This window comes from Hymenobacter sp. CRA2, from assembly GCF_002007105.1.
Taxonomy (GTDB): domain Bacteria; phylum Bacteroidota; class Bacteroidia; order Cytophagales; family Hymenobacteraceae; genus Solirubrum.
The window spans coordinates 785909-800975 of sequence record NZ_MVBC01000001.1; the positions used below are offsets into that span (position 1 = coordinate 785909).

13 protein-coding genes are annotated in these 15067 nt (G+C 63.0%); 9 read left to right on the forward strand and 4 right to left on the reverse strand.

Going from position 1 to position 15067, the window contains the following annotated elements; genetic code table 11:
• Positions 1-16: 16 nt before the first annotated feature.
• A complete protein-coding gene (locus B0919_RS03210) occupies positions 17-241 on the reverse strand; it encodes a hypothetical protein (RefSeq protein WP_078010735.1) in 225 nt (74 codons plus the stop codon).
• A 202-nt stretch (positions 242-443) separates the two neighbouring features.
• Here B0919_RS03210 and B0919_RS03215 point away from each other — a divergent pair, with 202 nt between their 5' ends.
• The 4 genes from B0919_RS03215 (at position 444) to B0919_RS03230 (ending at position 4718) form a co-directional block, all read left to right on the forward strand.
• The gene (locus B0919_RS03215) at positions 444-1706 is read left to right on the forward strand and encodes a hypothetical protein (RefSeq protein WP_078010736.1); all 1263 of its coding nucleotides are present in this window, start codon (positions 444-446) and stop codon (positions 1704-1706) included.
• Positions 1707-1769: 63 nt separating this feature from the next.
• Positions 1770-3290, forward strand: a complete 1521-nt coding sequence (crtD, locus tag B0919_RS03220) for a 1-hydroxycarotenoid 3,4-desaturase CrtD (protein WP_078010737.1) — start codon at positions 1770-1772, stop codon at positions 3288-3290.
• Positions 3291-3369: 79 nt separating this feature from the next.
• Positions 3370-4065: a carotenoid biosynthesis protein gene (locus tag B0919_RS03225; protein WP_176132828.1), complete on the forward strand. Its 696-nt coding sequence runs from the start codon at positions 3370-3372 to the stop codon at positions 4063-4065.
• Between the two features lie 38 nt (positions 4066-4103).
• A complete protein-coding gene (locus B0919_RS03230) occupies positions 4104-4718 on the forward strand; it encodes a TetR/AcrR family transcriptional regulator (protein WP_078010739.1) in 615 nt (204 codons plus the stop codon).
• A gap of 93 nt (positions 4719-4811) precedes the next feature.
• Here B0919_RS03230 and B0919_RS03235 read toward each other — a convergent pair whose 3' ends face one another.
• Complete coding sequence (locus tag B0919_RS03235) at positions 4812-5054, reverse strand: DUF6952 family protein (protein ID WP_078010740.1); 243 nt, start codon at positions 5052-5054, stop codon at positions 4812-4814.
• 13 nt (positions 5055-5067) lie between these two features.
• Positions 5068-5385 (reverse strand): thioredoxin family protein, encoded by a 318-nt coding sequence (locus B0919_RS03240; RefSeq protein WP_078010741.1) that lies wholly within the window; start codon positions 5383-5385, stop codon positions 5068-5070.
• A 340-nt stretch (positions 5386-5725) separates the two neighbouring features.
• Here B0919_RS03240 and B0919_RS03245 point away from each other — a divergent pair, with 340 nt between their 5' ends.
• Positions 5726-6304 carry an arylesterase gene (locus B0919_RS03245; protein WP_078010742.1) on the forward strand — a complete coding sequence of 193 codons (579 nt, stop codon included), beginning with the start codon at positions 5726-5728 and terminating at the stop codon, positions 6302-6304.
• 218 nt (positions 6305-6522) lie between these two features.
• Here B0919_RS03245 and glgP read toward each other — a convergent pair whose 3' ends face one another.
• The gene (gene glgP, locus B0919_RS03250; RefSeq protein ID WP_078010743.1) at positions 6523-8181 is read right to left on the reverse strand and encodes an alpha-glucan family phosphorylase; all 1659 of its coding nucleotides are present in this window, start codon (positions 8179-8181) and stop codon (positions 6523-6525) included.
• Between the two features lie 365 nt (positions 8182-8546).
• On the opposite strand from glgP, the gene B0919_RS03255 reads away from it, so the two are divergent.
• The 4 genes from B0919_RS03255 to B0919_RS03270 all read left to right on the forward strand — a co-directional run bounded on the left by B0919_RS03255 (position 8547) and on the right by B0919_RS03270 (position 14961).
• The gene (locus B0919_RS03255; RefSeq protein ID WP_078010744.1) at positions 8547-10016 is read left to right on the forward strand and encodes a DUF4350 domain-containing protein; all 1470 of its coding nucleotides are present in this window, start codon (positions 8547-8549) and stop codon (positions 10014-10016) included.
• A gap of 251 nt (positions 10017-10267) precedes the next feature.
• Positions 10268-12178 (forward strand): glycoside hydrolase family 13 protein, encoded by a 1911-nt coding sequence (locus B0919_RS03260; RefSeq protein WP_078010745.1) that lies wholly within the window; start codon positions 10268-10270, stop codon positions 12176-12178.
• Positions 12179-12258: 80 nt separating this feature from the next.
• The gene (locus B0919_RS03265) at positions 12259-12966 is read left to right on the forward strand and encodes an SDR family oxidoreductase (RefSeq protein WP_078010746.1); all 708 of its coding nucleotides are present in this window, start codon (positions 12259-12261) and stop codon (positions 12964-12966) included.
• 141 nt (positions 12967-13107) lie between these two features.
• Positions 13108-14961, forward strand: a complete 1854-nt coding sequence (locus tag B0919_RS03270; protein WP_254846464.1) for an alpha-amylase family glycosyl hydrolase — start codon at positions 13108-13110, stop codon at positions 14959-14961.
• The last annotated feature ends 106 nt before the right edge of the window (positions 14962-15067 follow it).

A 15067-nucleotide genomic window follows, 5' to 3' on the forward strand; every position in this document is an offset into this window, starting at 1 on the left:
AATCAGGAAGAAAGGCTTAGCGCGGGGGCAACCGGCGCAGCAGGGCCCGCCCGGCCTGGTAGAACGACGCGGCCACGCCAAACAGCAGCGCGCCGAGCCCCAGCAGGCCGGCGGCTACCGCCCAGTTGGAGGGCCGGTTGAGCAAATCGAGGCAACGCGGCAGCAGCAGGGGTACGGCCCCGGCGTAGAACAGCAGCCAGCCGAGCAGCCGCCAGTGAACGGGACGAATAAGCGGGGGCATGACCTCGGGCAGAAAAAACAGGGCGGCGAATGGATGAGCCAATATCCGAAGTGTGCCGCACAATGCCGAGCAGGAAGCCGGGCGACACGGGCGACCCGGCTTTGGAGACGCATGAGTACCTTGCCGGACGCTGCAGAGTGGTGCGTACCGGCGCGGCCCGCGCTGCTGTCGACTGCCCTCAAGCGCGTTTTGCCGCCAAGTTATGTCCGTATTTCAGTCAGCCATTCGCCTGCCTTACCTGCCGCTGCTCGCTGCACTCCTCGTAGCTTGCGGCGAGCAGCGTCGTCCTGCCGAAAAGCCCGCTGCCGCACCTGCAGTGGACAGCACGGCGCGGGCACCTGCTCCGGCTCCACCCGATACCGTGGATGCCAGCCAGACGAGCTTCAGCTTCGGCGGCGGGCGCGACACCTCGTTTACGCTCAACGGGCAGCGTTACCGCCTGCTGCTACGCGCCGAAACTGACTCGGCCAAGCCGCTGACGGCCGTATCAGAGGGCATAGTCGGTGAGGCCTTCGCCGCCGATACCGCTACTTTCGCGCAAACGCAGCTGGTGCGTGGCTACGAGGGCGCCCAGCTTATCACCCTGCTCGATCCTGCTGGCCGTCAGGTATTCCGGCGTCGGTTGCCTAAGTCAGCTTTCTTCGCCGTAGCCGGCCGCGACGTGGTGACGGTAAGCGAGCCGCAGCGGCCGCGCTTCATCGGCGCCCACGGTCCTAGCCAGACGCTGGCTTTTACCATCGACATCGGCGTGCCCGGCAGCGACGTAAGCGAGCAGTGCGTGCTGCTGTTGGGCTTCGACGGGAATGTAAAGCGGCTGGCTATCAGCTACGCCTCCAGCTTCGGGGCGGCTGACTGCTCACCGCGCCTACTGCCCGATGGCACCGTGCTTACCTGCCAGGAGTTGATTTGGCCCGGCGGCATGTCGCACCTGGTTAAGCGCGAGTCTGAGCTGATTGCGGCCTTTATGCTTTCCGATACCACTTTGTGTACTGTGTACCGATACGGGGCATACAAAGCCGTCGAAACCAGTACCGGCAGCCCGACGGAGTACGAACCGTTGGACGACCTCGCCAGTGCCGGCTTCGCGGAGACGCAATGGGTGGAGAAAAAGAGCATGCGTAACTCCCCCAACGCATTCGTAATCAATACCAGAGGCCAGGTGCGCCGGGCTTTCCGCTACGAGGGCTATCAGGGGGCCATTGCCCACGCCGTGCCGCGGCGCTACGTATGGCAGACTCATTCTTACTACCTGCTCGATGAAGAGCGCGGCCTGTACGTGCTCGACAAGCACAACCCCACGCAGGGCGGTGAAATACGATTTAAGCAAATGCAGCGCTTCCGCAAGCCGCAACGGCCGCAGGAGGTGCGCTTCGTTATCGGCACCGAAACCCGCACCTTCGCTTTTTACGTCGATCCGGCGAAGCCAACCCAACTGCGCTACGAGCGTATCGAACGGCGCGACTAGCGGCGCAAACGAACCACCCCCGTTGCCGGTTTACCCCAGTCGTCTTACTCGCCGCCTCCTGCCATGTCCGTTTTGCCTGCCGGCCGCAAGCTGCGCCAAGCCTCGTCTTTGAAGCAACCCGTTGCCGTGGTGGGCGCCGGCATCGGCGGCATTGCCGCGGCCGTGCGTCTGGCGGCCACCGGCCACGCCGTGACGGTGTTCGAGGGTCGCGACTCCTTCGGGGGCAAGATGCACCAGTTTGAGCTGCCCGGCGGCTACCGCTTCGACGCCGGTCCGTCGCTCTTCACCTTGCCGGGGCTGGTCGACGAGCTGTTTCGCCTGGCCCAGCGCGACCCGCAGGACTACTTCCGCTACGAGCGGCTCGACCCTATCACCCAGTATTTCTTTGCCGACGGCACGCGCCTGACGGCCTGGGCCGAGGAGGAAAAGTTTGCGGCCGAAATCGAGCAGAAGCTGCAAGTACCGGCCGCCGAGGTACGGCGTTTCCTGCGCAGCTCCCAGCGCGCCTACGAAGCCACCGCGCCTACGTTCCTGCACAAGTCGCTGCACCGGGCCAAGAGCTACCTGAGCCCCGACACGCTGCGGGCCGTGGCCGAAATGCCGCGCCTGGGCCTGCTCAGCACCATGCACGCCCGCCACGCGCGTGCCTTTCCGCAGGATGCGCGCCTGGTGCAGCTCTTCGACCGTTTTGCCACCTACAACGGCTCCGACCCCTACCAGGCCCCGGCCACCCTCTCGCTGATTCCGCACCTGGAGCACGGCCTCGGCGCCTACTACCCCGAGGGCGGCATCTACAGCATTGCCAGCAGCTTGGTGCGCCTGGCCGAGGAGCTGGGCGTGCAATTCCGCTACCAGGAGCCGGTGGAGGAAATCCTGACCGCCGGCGGCCACGTGACGGGCGTGCGCACGGCGCAGGATATCTACGATTTCGGCGTGGTGGTCAGCAATATGGACGTGGTGCCCACCTACCGCCGCCTGCTGCCCCGGCAGCCCGCGCCCGAGCGTACCCTGGCCCAGCCCCGCTCTTCCTCGGCCCTGATTTTTTACTGGGGTATCGCGCGCGAATTTCCGGAGCTGGGCGTGCACAACATCTTCTTCTCCAAGGATTACCAGCGCGAGTTCGAGGCCATCTTCCGCGACAAAACTGTGGCCGACGACGTGACCGTGTACGTGAACATCACCTCCAAGAAGACGCCCGCCGACGCGCCGTCCGGCCACGAAAACTGGTTTGTGATGGTGAACGTGCCCCACGACGAAGGCCAGGACTGGGAAGCGCTGCGCCGGCAGACGCGCGCCGCCGTGCTGCGCCGCCTGAACCAAGCCCTCGGCCTCGACGTTGCCCCTTTGATCCGGGCGGAGCGGGCTTGGACGCCGCCGGGCATTGCCGCCGATACGTCCTCGTTCGGCGGGGCGCTGTACGGCAGCTCCAGCAACACCATGCTGGCCGCCTTCCTGCGTCACCCCAATTTTTCGCGCCAACTCAATGGCCTGTACTTTTGCGGCGGCTCGGTGCACCCCGGCGGCGGCATTCCGCTCTGCCTGCTCTCGGCCCGCATAGTTGCTGACTTAATTAATGAGGAATGAAGAAGACGTCAGGAGGAATAGCCACACGACTACTCCTGCCTCCGCATTCTTCCCTCCGCATTCTTCCTTAGGATATCCCATGCCCCAACCAGATCAACTGACTACGCCCGTGGCTTCGCCGGCTGCTTCGGCCCCCGCGCCGCGCCGCCGGCTACTGGCGCAGTTCGTGCTGCTGCTCTTCTACGCTACCGGTTTTGTCGGTCTGGGCTTCTCGGATGACCCCGGCTTCTACCTGCAGTTCATGCCGCTCACCTTGCTGCTCACCGCGGCCGTGCTGCTCGGCTTCGACCGCCACAGCCCGGCACCCATGTTCGGCTGGTTTGCCCTCACGGTGATGCTGGTGGGCTTCTTCGTGGAAGTGGCCGGCGTGCAGACCAATGTCATCTTCGGGCACTACAGCTACGGCACCACCATGGGCCCCAAGCTGCTGGACGTGCCCATTATCATCGGGCTGAACTGGCTGATTCTGACCTACGTGACCGGCGGACTGGCCCAGCGCCTGCCCCTGCCGGGCTTCGTGCGGGCCCTGGTAGCGGCCTTGCTCATGGTGGGCATGGACGTGTGCATCGAGCCCGTGGCCGTGCACTTCGGCTGGTGGACCTGGTTTGCCGACGTGATACCGATGCAGAACTTTAAGGCGTGGTTCGCGGTGTCGCTCATTCTGCAGGTGTACCTGAACCGCAGCAACGTACAGCCGGGCCGCAACCCGCTGGTGCCGTTCGTGTACATGCTGCAACTCCTGTTCTTTTTTGGATTGGGCTGGCTGATCGGCTAACTTTAACAGCTGCCGTTCCCCTTCTCTTTCCCCTGAGTATGAGTCTGACCCTGCGCGACACGCTTCTGGAAGAAGCGCGTCAACTATTTATGCGGAACGGCATTGAGAGCCAGTCGCTGGAGCAAATCACCGCGGCCCTCGACATCTCGCCGGTCACCTTTCGCGAGATGTTTCACGACAAGGCCGACCTGGTGATGCAGGTAACGCAGCACGACATCGAGCGGCAGAAGCGGGAGCACGCGGAGCTGTTTGAGCGCGTGCCCAACCCCGTCGGGCGGCTGCTGGGCCTGCTGGAAATGGGCATCCGCGACCTGCAGCAAGTCACCGCCCCCACCTACTTCACCGACCTGATTCAGCACTACCCCGAGGCCTGGGAGGCCGGGCAGCAGCACCTGATGACGTACTCACACCCGCAGCTGCAGAGCCTGCTCAACGACGGGGTGCGCCAGAAGTTTATGCGCGGCGACATCAACATCGGCCTGGTCAGCAAAATCATCATCGAGCAGCTCAACATGATGCTCAACGAGCAGATTTTTCCGTCGAGCCGCTACAACATTGCCGAGGTATTCCGTAGCGTGTACCTGTACTACATCCGCGGCCTGTGCACCGAAGATGGCATTCAGGCCGCCGCCGCGCACTTCTCCCGCATGTAGCGCCCACCTAGCCCGAATCCTTACGCGCCCAACGCCAAACGCCCTTCCGGAGCTCCGGAAGGGCGTTTGGCGTTGGGCGCGTGGTACAGCTGCTTAGCTGATCGACACGCGCACTTTCTTGGTGTACTCGCGCAGGGCGGCGGTAAACTCCACGTTGTGGTCCTTCATGTGGTTGAGGATCCAGATGGCGGCAAAAACGTGGGTAAGCTGCTCGCCCTCGTCGCTGCCTTCCACCTCGAAGGAGGGCTGCCGCTCGTCGAGCAGGGCCTCTTCGGCTTCTACTAGGGTTTGCAGGGTCTGGCTTTCCACCAGGCGCTTGATGGCTGGGACTTTCATAGCTCGGCGCGGACTAGCGGATTTTGTCGATAAGAGCGGCTACGGCTTCTTCCTTGCTGGCGGCCACGCTGTCCACGAACTCACCGTTCTTGAACACGGCAAAGAAGGGCAGGTTGGTCACGTTGGCAGCTTTGCGGGCCTCCGGGCTTACTTCGGCGTTGATGTCGAGGAAGGCCACGTCGGTGTTGCCTTCGGCATCGGAGAGGCGCTTGAACTTGGGCGAGAACAGGCGGCAGTTGCCGCACCAGTCGGCGTAATACTTCACCACGACTTTGTCGTGCTGCTGCAGGAGTTGCTGAAAATCGGCGTCGGTGGCTTTGGTAACGGCCATTATTGGGAGAAAGTGGGTTGAAGCGAAATGTGGTAGATAAGAACGATTCTTATCTGAGCGCAAACCTAAAGCGTTTTGACTAGAAAAAAGTTTGACCGGCCGCTCAATGGTTGAATCAATGCGGGCCGTGGCGCAGCAAGCAGGAAAGCTCTGCCTGCGCTGACCCTGGTGCGGCGGCGCAAAGCTGCGCCTTAACAACCGTGGCCCCCGGCCCCGCCGTACAGGCAGCATGGTCTTCCGCTTCCTGCTGCCGCTGATACTGGTTTTGCTGAGTCTGAGTTGCTCATCGCCGGACAAGCCCACCGGCGGGGCGGCGGAGGCAGCTCCTGCTCCCCCGGTTATGCGCAACATCGTCTTCTTCGGTAACTCCCTCACGGCGGGCTACGGCCTGCCCGCCCCGCAATCATTTCCCTCGCTGATTCAGCAGAAAATCGACTCGCTGGGGCTGGCCTGGCAATGCATCAACGCGGGCGTGAGCGGCGAAACCACCGCCGGCGGCCTGCAGCGCCTGCCTACGGTGCTCAGCAAGCGCCGGCCGGACGTGTTCGTGCTGGAGCTGGGCGCCAACGATGGCCTGCGCGGCATCCCGGTGCGCGAAACCACCCAGAACCTGCAGCGCATCATCGACGCGGTGAAGCGCCAATACCCCGACTGCCGCATCGTGCTGGTGGGCATGGAGTTTCCCTTCGATCTGAGCGCCTTCGGCGGACACCAATACGGCCGCTACGCCGAGGATTTCAAGGCGCAGTTCCGGCCCTTGGCCGAGAAAAACCAGCTTGATTTTGTGCCCTTCTTGCTACAGGGCGTGCTCGGCCGCCCCGAGCTGAACCTGCCCGACCGCGCCCATCCCAATGCCGCTGGCTACCGCATCGTGGCCGAAAACGTGTGGGCAGTGCTGCAGCCGGTGCTGCAAAGGTGAGATGGTGAACTTGTGAAATGGTAAAGTGAGGTTCTGGCTCGCCCAACCGCCCTCGCTCCGACGAATAGAAAAAGCCCCAGTTGCGTTTGCAGCCGGGGCTTTTTCTATTCGTGAACAACGACGTTAAAGGTCAACTTGAGCGGACGCAGGCGCAACGAGGCCCAGTTGCTGATTCGTGAACAACAACGTTGAACGTCATTCACAACTTCACCCTTGCCTTAGGCGTTGTACATCAGCTCGTAGTACTCCGTAGCCATGCGGCCCGACTCGAACTGCGGCTCGACTTCGCGCATGGCGGTCTGCACGATTTTCCAGTAGTCGTTGGTTTTGCCGTAGTACAGGGGCAGGATTTCGTTCTGGAGCACGTCCAGCGTGCCGGCCGCTTCTTCGCGGTCCTTCTGCTCGTCGGGCGCGTCCAGGTCGGCCAGCGGGATGAGGAAGCCGTTTTCGCCGTGGCGCACGAACTCCGGAATCCAGCCGTCGGGGATGCTCAGGCTCAGGGAGCCGTTCATGGCGGCCGTCATGCCCGAGGTGCCGGAGGCTTCGCGCGGGAAGCGCGGGGTATTCAGCCAGATGTCGGAGCCCTTCTTGAGCAGGGCCGACAGGCCGAGCTCGTAGCCCACCAGTACAGCGCAGTTTTTCAGGTGCTTGGTGCGGGTAATCAGCTCGTTGAACAGGCTGATGGCGCCCTGGTCCTTGGGGTAAGGCTTACCGGCCCAGATGACCTGCACCGGGCGGTCAGTATTATTCACCAGCTCCTCGAAGCGGGCGAAGTCGTTCATAATCAGGTTGGCGCGCTTGTAGGCGGCGAAGCGGCGGGCCCACACCACCGTCAGCACGTCCGGATCGAGGAGCTTGCCGGTCTGGTTGGCCACTTCACGAAACAGCTCCTGCTTCAGCTCGCGCTTGCGAGCCTTCAGGTTCTTCACCGCGCTGCTGCTGGCCGAGTTCAGGGCCTTGTGCAGCTGCGCGTCGCGCCAGTAGGTGCCGTTCTGCGAGTTGGTGATGTGCACGATGGGGCACACGCCCGCGTAGTGGTTCCACATCTCGCGGGCCACGCGGCCGTGCACTTCCGACACGCCGTTGGCAATGCGCGCTAGGCGCAGGGCGGTGAGCGTGTAGTTCAGCTTGTCGTGCTCCACCATGCCCAGCTCACGCACTTCCTGGCCCGAGATGCCCGCGAAGAAGGTCATGTCTTCGAGCAGCTGCATGGGGTGCTCCTCGTTGCCGGCCAGCTCGGGGGTGTGCGTGGTGAACACCAAACGCTTCTGCACCTCCGTGAGGCTGCGGCCGTGCTTTTCATAGAGGTAGAAGCCCAGCGGCAGGCCGTGGCCTTCGTTGAGGTGGTACACCTCCGGCGTGCGGTTGATCAGGTCGAGCAGCTTGCCGCCGCCCACGCCCAGCAGGATGCTCTGGGCCACGCGGGCGGCCGTGTCGGCGTCGTAGAGGTGGTGGGAGATGGTGCGCGAGAGGTGGTCGTTTTCGGGGATGTCCGTGGTCAGGAAGAACATCGGGCAGGTGCCGAACACCTCCGGAGCGAGGTAAAAGGCCTTCACCTTCACCGGGGCCGAGTGGATGGTGATGTCGAACACGAAGCCGGTATCCTGCAGGAAGCTGTAGTGCTTCTCGGTGAAGTCGGCGCGCATGGTCTGATCTGCCTGCCGGCCCTGGTCGTAGTAGCCGTAGCTCCAGAGGATGCTAATGCCGATCAGGTTCTGCTTCAGCTCGTAGGCCGAGCGCATGTGCGAGCCGGCCAGAAAGCCCAGGCCGCCGGAGTAGGTCTTAAGAGCTTGGTCGATGGCAAATTCCATCGAGAAATACGCCGCCGACTTGCTGAACTCGGGGGCGGGTTGGTAGGAGGAGTAAGTAAAAGCCATGTGGAGAGAGGGGTGAAACGACGTCGGCCGGCTGCGGCCAGCCAACGAGTCGGCAAACCTAAAAAAATGACGCAACAAAAACGTCTTTGGGCCTGTCGCGACCGGAAGTACGAAAGGCAAATAAACAGCCGCAGGCCATATGGCGGCGGGCGCGTGCCGAAACCTGCCACCGTAAAGCCCTTGCGCTACGCGCCGTAACCGCTTTTTGCGCTGGAATGCCCTGGCTACAGGGAGGGTGCTGACGGGATAAGCGACTCAGAACGAAATAATTTGGTGAACCAAACGTAAGGCCGCGCACGTAACGGCGGAGTTGGACGCCGCTAGCCTGGCGCCCTGTTCTCCCCATCCCCTCCATACCCAACCGTATGCGCATTTTTTCCCGCTTGTGGGCCGCGCCCCTGCTGGCGCTGGCCGTGCTGGCCTGCTCCAAAAACGACCTGACGCCGAGCAACGGCATCACGCCCGGCACGGCCGTGGTCACGGCCGATGCTTCGGCTGCTGGCTTCCCCGAGGGCTTTAACACCGGCACCAAGACGGCCTACGCCGCGGGTACGGTGAGCTTCGGCTCCGGCGCGTGGACGCTCGACGACGCGCTGCTGGGCAATACCTCGGCCGACCCCAAAACGGGGGCGCAGTCGGTGCGCATCCGTAATGTGGGCAAGCTGTCGATGAACTTCGACGTGAGCAGCGGCGCCAGCACCGTGAGCATCGCCCACGCCGTGTACGGCACCGACGGGGCTTCCACCTGGGAGCTGTGGAAATCGGTGGACGGGGGCGCCAGCTACAGCAAAGTAGGCTCGACCATCACCACGAGCAGCACGGCGCTGCAAACGGCCACTTTCACCGTGAACCAGGCCGGGGCGGTGCGCTTCCAGATCCGCAAGGTGTCGGGCAGTACCAACCGCATCAACCTCGACGACGTGGACGTGCAGGCCTACAGCGGTAGCACCACCGGCTCGACGACGGGCAGCACTACCGGTACCACCACGGGCGGCACGACCATGGGCCCGAAGAAATTCCTCATCGACGGGGCGCACGGCGAGCTGGCCGGCAACGCCGACTGGGTGCTGGACGTGAACAGTGGCGTGGCCTCGCAGTTTCCTTCGCCGGCGGCCTCAGGCATCAGCAGCACTACCGCCGAGACGTACTGGACGGGCGCTATTTCCGCCTGGGGCGTGAGCCTGGTGAAGCTGGGCCACTCGGTGGAGCAGTTGCCCAGCGGCACGTTCACCTACGGCACCACCGGCACCCAGGACCTGAAGAATTACCACGTAGTCATTATCGACGAGCCGAACGTGCGCTTCAGCACGGCCGAGAAAACGGCTCTGCTGCAGTTTGTGCAGGACGGCGGCGGCCTGTTCATGATTTCGGACCACACCATCTCGGACCGCAACAACGACGGCTGGGACTCGCCCGACATCTGGAACGACCTGATGGCCGGCAACCCCTTCGGCATCACCGTCAACAAGGATAACGTGGTGGAAAACAGCACCAACGTGCTGGCCTCGTCTACCAATGCCATTCTGAGCGGTCCGCAGGGCGCCGTGTCGCAGCTCTCGTACCACAACGGCGCCACGGCCACGCTCAGCACCGCCGCCAACGCTTCGGTGAAAGGCCTGATCTGGCGCCTCTCCACCACGCAGGGTGCCTCGAACGTGATGTGCGCCTCAGCCACCTACGGCGCGGGCCGCATCGTATTCGTGGGGGATTCGTCGCCGGCCGACGACGGCACCGGCTCGCCCGGCAACACGGTGTACGACGGCTGGAACGAAAACCCCAGCCACGCGCGCCTGCACCTGAATGCCTCGCTTTGGCTGGCCAAAGTGACCAACTAAGGCCCGGAGCCAGACGAGTTTCTGGATTTCATGGAGTTGGTGCACAATCCGCTCCTGCGTGGTGCCACGACTTGCAAAGTCGTGGCACCACTGCGTTTGAGCCGGTGGGTGAGGCCGTTGCGGCTGAAGCTCTGATGCTTTGTCTGTGGCTTGTAATCAAGCGCCAGGAAAGCCCGGTTTTGATGCCGAAGGGCAAACTATCTACCTTGCAGCAGCGCCGGGTCGGCGCCGATTTCTTGCGTTGTTTGTTTATGCTCCGACTGCCCCGCATTCCCGCCTGGCTGCCCCTGCTGCTCCTGCCGCTGGGTGCCCCCTCTTTCGCCGCTGCCGCCACTGAGCTGGAGGCCGCTACGCCTGCTCCGGCCACCAAAGCCGGCATCACCCGCATCGACCCCACATTCTGGTGGGTGGGCATGAAAAACCCGGAGCTGCAGCTGCTGGTGTACGGCCCGGGCATCGGGCAGAGCACGGCCAGCATCGAGGGCACGTATGCCGGTGTGACCATCACGGGGCAGCAGAAGCTGGAAAACCCTAACTACCTGGTGGTGAACCTGCGTGTGGAGCCCACCGCCGCGGCTGGCAAGCTGCCGCTGAGCTTTACGGGCGGCCCCAAAAAGCTGAAGTATCAGTACGAGCTGCGCGCCCGCAACACCACCGATAAGAGCCGGGTGCAGGGCATCAACAGCTCGGACTTCATTTACTTCCTGATGCCGGACCGCTTCGCGAACGGTAACCCGAAGAACGACGTGGTAAAGGGCCTGCGCGAGCATACCGTGGCCCGCGACTCCATGTACTCGCGCCACGGCGGCGACCTGAAGGGCATCGAGAACCACTTCGACTACCTGAAGTCCATGGGCGTGACGGCCATCTGGCCCACCCCGGTGACCCTCAACGACATGCCCAAGGCCAGCTACCACGGCTACGCCCTCACCGACTACTACACCGTGGACCCGCGCTACGGCTCGAACGAGGAGTATGTGCAGTTTGTGCAGAAGGCCCACCAAAACGGGCTGAAGGTGGTGCACGACGTGGTGCTCAACCACATCGGCAGCTACAGCCAGCTGCAGCTCGACCCGCCCGCCAAGGACTGGGTACACCAGTGGCCCAAGTTTACGCGTAGCAACTACAACTCGCAGGCGCTCAACGACCCGTACCGCGCCCAGCTCGACAGCAAGCTCTACAACGACGGCTGGTTCGACACCACCATGCCCGACGTGAACCAGTCGAACCCGCTGGTGGCCAAGTACATCATCCAGAACTTCCTGTGGTGGGTGGAGTACACCGGCCTCGACGCGTACCGCATCGATACCTATCCGTACTCCGACACGAAGTTTCTGATGGACTGGGGCCAGGCCCTGCTCGACGAGTACCCCAAGCTGGGCATGTTTGGCGAAGCCTGGGTGGGCAGCACGGCCCAGCAGGCCTTCTTCGCCCGCAACATCTTCGCGCCGGTGAACGGCTTCAAGTCCAACCTGCCGGGCGTGCTCGATTTCCAGTCGCAGGGCGCCATTCAGGACGCGCTGAAGAAAGACAGTCCGAACCCCACGAAGCTCTACGACGCCTTGCAGGGTGACTGGATGTACGAGGACGCGACGCGCAACGTGGTGTTCATGGACAACCACGACATGAGCCGGGTGTATTCGGTCATCGGCGAGGACCTCGGCCGCATGAAGATGGGCTACGCCTGGCTGCTGACCACGCGCGGCATCCCGCAGCTGTACTACGGCACGGAAATTCTGATGAAGAACTTCAGCAACCCCGACGGCAAGGTGCGCGAGGACTTCCCCGGCGGGTTTCCCGGTGACAAAACCAACAAGTTTACCGCCGCCGGCCGTACGCCCCAGGAAAACGAGGCCTTCGACTACGTGAGCAAGCTGGGCCTGTACCGCAAGGCGCACCCGGTGCTGCAAACCGGCAAGCTGATGCAGTTTATCCCGCAGGACGGCGTGTACACCTACTTCCGCTACGACGCGGCCGGCAACACGGTGATGGTGATGATGAACACGGCCAAGGATGCCAAGATGGTGGACGGGGCCCGCTTCGCGGAGCGCACCAGCGGCTACACTTCCGGCACCGACGTGGTGACGGGCGCTACCGTAGCGGACCTGAAATCCTTCAACATTCCGGCACAGACGGCCTGGGTGCTGGAGTTGAAAAAGTAAGCCTCGCCGTAGAAAAGCGCCGCCGGAAGAACCTCCGGCGGCGCTTTCGTATATTCTGCAAGCACAACTCTCACCGCATTATGACCGACCTAACCAACCAAGTTGCCATCGTAACCGGTGCCTCGCGCGGCATCGGCCGTGCCATTGCCACCTTGCTGGCCCTGCAGGGCGCCCAGGTAGTGTGCGTGGCCCGCTCCGAGGACGAGCTGGTAGAAGTAGCCCACAAGGTGAACGGCCTGGCCATCGTAGCCGACGTGAGCGACGAGCAGGACGCCCAGCTCGTGGTAGGCGGGACCTTGAGCCGCTACGGCCGCCTCGACATCGTGGTGTGTAACGCCGGCGTGGGCTCGTTTAACCTGCTCGAAAACTTCAGCAGCGAGGAGTGGGACCGGATGTTCGACGTGAACGTGAAGGGCACCTTTCTGCTCTGCAAAGCCGCCCTGCCACACCTGAAGGAGCAGCGGCGAGGGCACATCGTGGGCATAGCCTCCGACGCCTCGAAGCGCACCTTCGTGCACGGCACGGCCTACGGGGCCAGCAAATACGCCCAGCACGCCGTGCTCGATGCCTTGCGCAGGGAAGCCCGGCCGCACGGCATCAAAGTCAGCGTGATATACCCCGGGCTGGTGGACACGCACTTCAACGAATCCAAGCCCGGCGCGCCGGAAAAGGAGAAGACCCACCTGCAGCCGCTGGACGTAGCCCAGGCCGTGCGCTACGTGCTGGAAGCGCCGGCCCACGTGGCGGTGGATGAGCTAATGCTCCATCCCATGACGCAGGAATGGTGATTTTTAGCACTTTGGGGCCAAAGTTCAGCATGGGGCTTAACCAGCGCAGTGGCTGCGGCAAATGAAACCGCAAAAAAATGCGCAAGAAAACGCCGTTCTCTTCCGGCGCTAAAGCCCCCGAATGCCTAAATTACGGTCCTTATGCGACGTCAAATCCTGCTGCCGGCTGCCCTCCTCTCTCTTGGCCTGGCGGCGTTTACCCCTCCCCCAGCGGCGGCCCCGCCTATGGCGCACTACCTCGACCCCGCCCCCGGCGACCCCAACACCACCGACGAGCCGGTGCAGGACCACAAGCTCATCATCTACCAGGTGATGGTGCGCCTGTTCGGCAACCAGAAAACCCTGAACAAGCCCTACGGCACGCTGGCCGAAAACGGCGTGGGCAAGTTCAACGACATCAGCGCCACGGCCCTGCAGGAAATCAAGAAGCTGGGCGCCTCGCACGTGTGGTACACCGGTGTGCTGGAGCACGCCACCATGACGGACTACTCGAAGTTCGGCATTGCCCTCGACGACGCCGACGTGGTGAAGGGCCGCGCCGGCTCGCCCTACGCCGTGAAGGACTACTACGACGTGGACCCCGACCTGGCCGTGAACGTGCCCAAGCGCATGCAGGAGTTTGAAGCCCTGGTAAAGCGCACCCACGACAGCGGGCTAAAAGTCATCATCGACTTCATTCCCAATCATGTAGCGCGCAGCTATAAGTCGGATGCCAAGCCCGCGGGCGTGGTGGACCTGGGCGAAAAGGACGACAAGACCAAGGCCTTCGCGCCCAGCAACAACTTCTACTACCTGCCCGGTAAGGCCTTTGTGGTGCCCAAGGGCGCCGACCCGCTGGGCCCCGCCGCCAAAGGCCCGAAGGAAGACAGCAAGTACCTCGAAACGCCCGCCAAAGCCACCGGCAACGACGTGTTTTCGGAGACGCCTAAGATTGACGACTGGTACGAAACGGTGAAGCTCAACTACGGCGTGGACTACCAGAACAGCCGCCAGCTGCACCTGAACCCCGTGCCCGACACCTGGCTGAAGATGCGCGACATCCTCGTGTTCTGGGCCCAGAAGGACGTGGACGGCTTCCGCTGCGACATGGCCGAAATGGTGCCGGTGGAGTTCTGGGCCTGGGTAATTCCGGAGGTGAAAAAAGTGAAGCCGGGCATCATCTTTATGGGCGAAGCCTACAACGCCAAGGAGTACCGCACCTACCTCGAAAAAGGCCAGTTCGATTACCTCTACGACAAGGTGGGCCTCTACGACGGGCTGCGCCGCCTGATGACGGGCAACGGCAAAACCGACGACATCAACTACGTGTGGAGCCGGGAAAGCCGCGGCTACTCCTCGCGCATGCTGCGCTTCCTCGAAAACCACGACGAGCAGCGTATTGCCTCCAAGGACTTTGCCGGTGACACCAAGCCGGCCATTCCGGCCATGACGGTGACGGCCACCCTGGGCTCGGGCCCGGTGATGGTGTACTGCGGGCAGGAAGTGGGCGAGCCGGGCCGCGGCGCCGAGGGCTTCAGCTCCGAAGACGGCCGCACCACCATTTTCGACTACTGGGGCGTGCCCGAGCACCAGAAATGGATGAACGGCGGCAAGTTCGACGGCGGCAAGCTCAGCCTGCAGCAGAAGCAGCTGCGCGACTTCTACCAGCGCCTGCTCACGCTCTGCGCCAACAACGAAGCCCTGCGCAAAGGCCGCTTCTACGAGCTGCAGGACGCCAACAACCTCAGCAAGGAATACGACGACAAGAAGCTCTACAGCTACCTGCGCTTCACCGACAAGCAGCGCATGCTCATTGTGGCCAACTTCAGCCCGACGCAGACCTACGTGCCCACGCTCAAGATTCCGGACGGGGCCTGGAAGCTGATGGGCCTGGACCCGCTGCGCGCCCAGTTTACCTACACCGACGTGCTGAACGGCCGCGCGGTCAACAACACCCCGCGCATCACGCTGCCGCCCTACTCGGCCGCCATCCTCGATATCACGCCGCTGCAGTAGCGGTGGTTTTCAAGTCATTCCAGCACGTCGTTCCGAGCGAAGTCGAGGAATCTCGCCCGATAGTAATCTTACTCGTTGCACGACACAGTTACTATTGGGCATCAGC

Coding starts and splice junctions, on each gene's coding strand:
- B0919_RS03260 (WP_078010745.1), top strand. CDS start 10,268: ATGCTCCGACTGCCCCGCATTCCCGCCTGGCTGCCCCTGCTGCTCCTG.
- crtD (WP_078010737.1), top strand. CDS start 1,770: ATGTCCGTTTTGCCTGCCGGCCGCAAGCTGCGCCAAGCCTCGTCTTTG.
- B0919_RS03225 (WP_176132828.1), top strand. CDS start 3,370: ATGCCCCAACCAGATCAACTGACTACGCCCGTGGCTTCGCCGGCTGCT.
- B0919_RS03210 (WP_078010735.1), bottom strand. CDS start 241: ATGCCCCCGCTTATTCGTCCCGTTCACTGGCGGCTGCTCGGCTGGCTG.
- B0919_RS03265 (WP_078010746.1), top strand. CDS start 12,259: ATGACCGACCTAACCAACCAAGTTGCCATCGTAACCGGTGCCTCGCGC.
- B0919_RS03235 (WP_078010740.1), bottom strand. CDS start 5,054: ATGAAAGTCCCAGCCATCAAGCGCCTGGTGGAAAGCCAGACCCTGCAA.
- glgP (WP_078010743.1), bottom strand. CDS start 8,181: ATGGCTTTTACTTACTCCTCCTACCAACCCGCCCCCGAGTTCAGCAAG.
- B0919_RS03255 (WP_078010744.1), top strand. CDS start 8,547: ATGCGCATTTTTTCCCGCTTGTGGGCCGCGCCCCTGCTGGCGCTGGCC.
- B0919_RS03215 (WP_078010736.1), top strand. CDS start 444: ATGTCCGTATTTCAGTCAGCCATTCGCCTGCCTTACCTGCCGCTGCTC.
- B0919_RS03240 (WP_078010741.1), bottom strand. CDS start 5,385: ATGGCCGTTACCAAAGCCACCGACGCCGATTTTCAGCAACTCCTGCAG.
- B0919_RS03245 (WP_078010742.1), top strand. CDS start 5,726: ATGCGCAACATCGTCTTCTTCGGTAACTCCCTCACGGCGGGCTACGGC.
- B0919_RS03270 (WP_254846464.1), top strand. CDS start 13,108: ATGCGACGTCAAATCCTGCTGCCGGCTGCCCTCCTCTCTCTTGGCCTG.
- B0919_RS03230 (WP_078010739.1), top strand. CDS start 4,104: ATGAGTCTGACCCTGCGCGACACGCTTCTGGAAGAAGCGCGTCAACTA.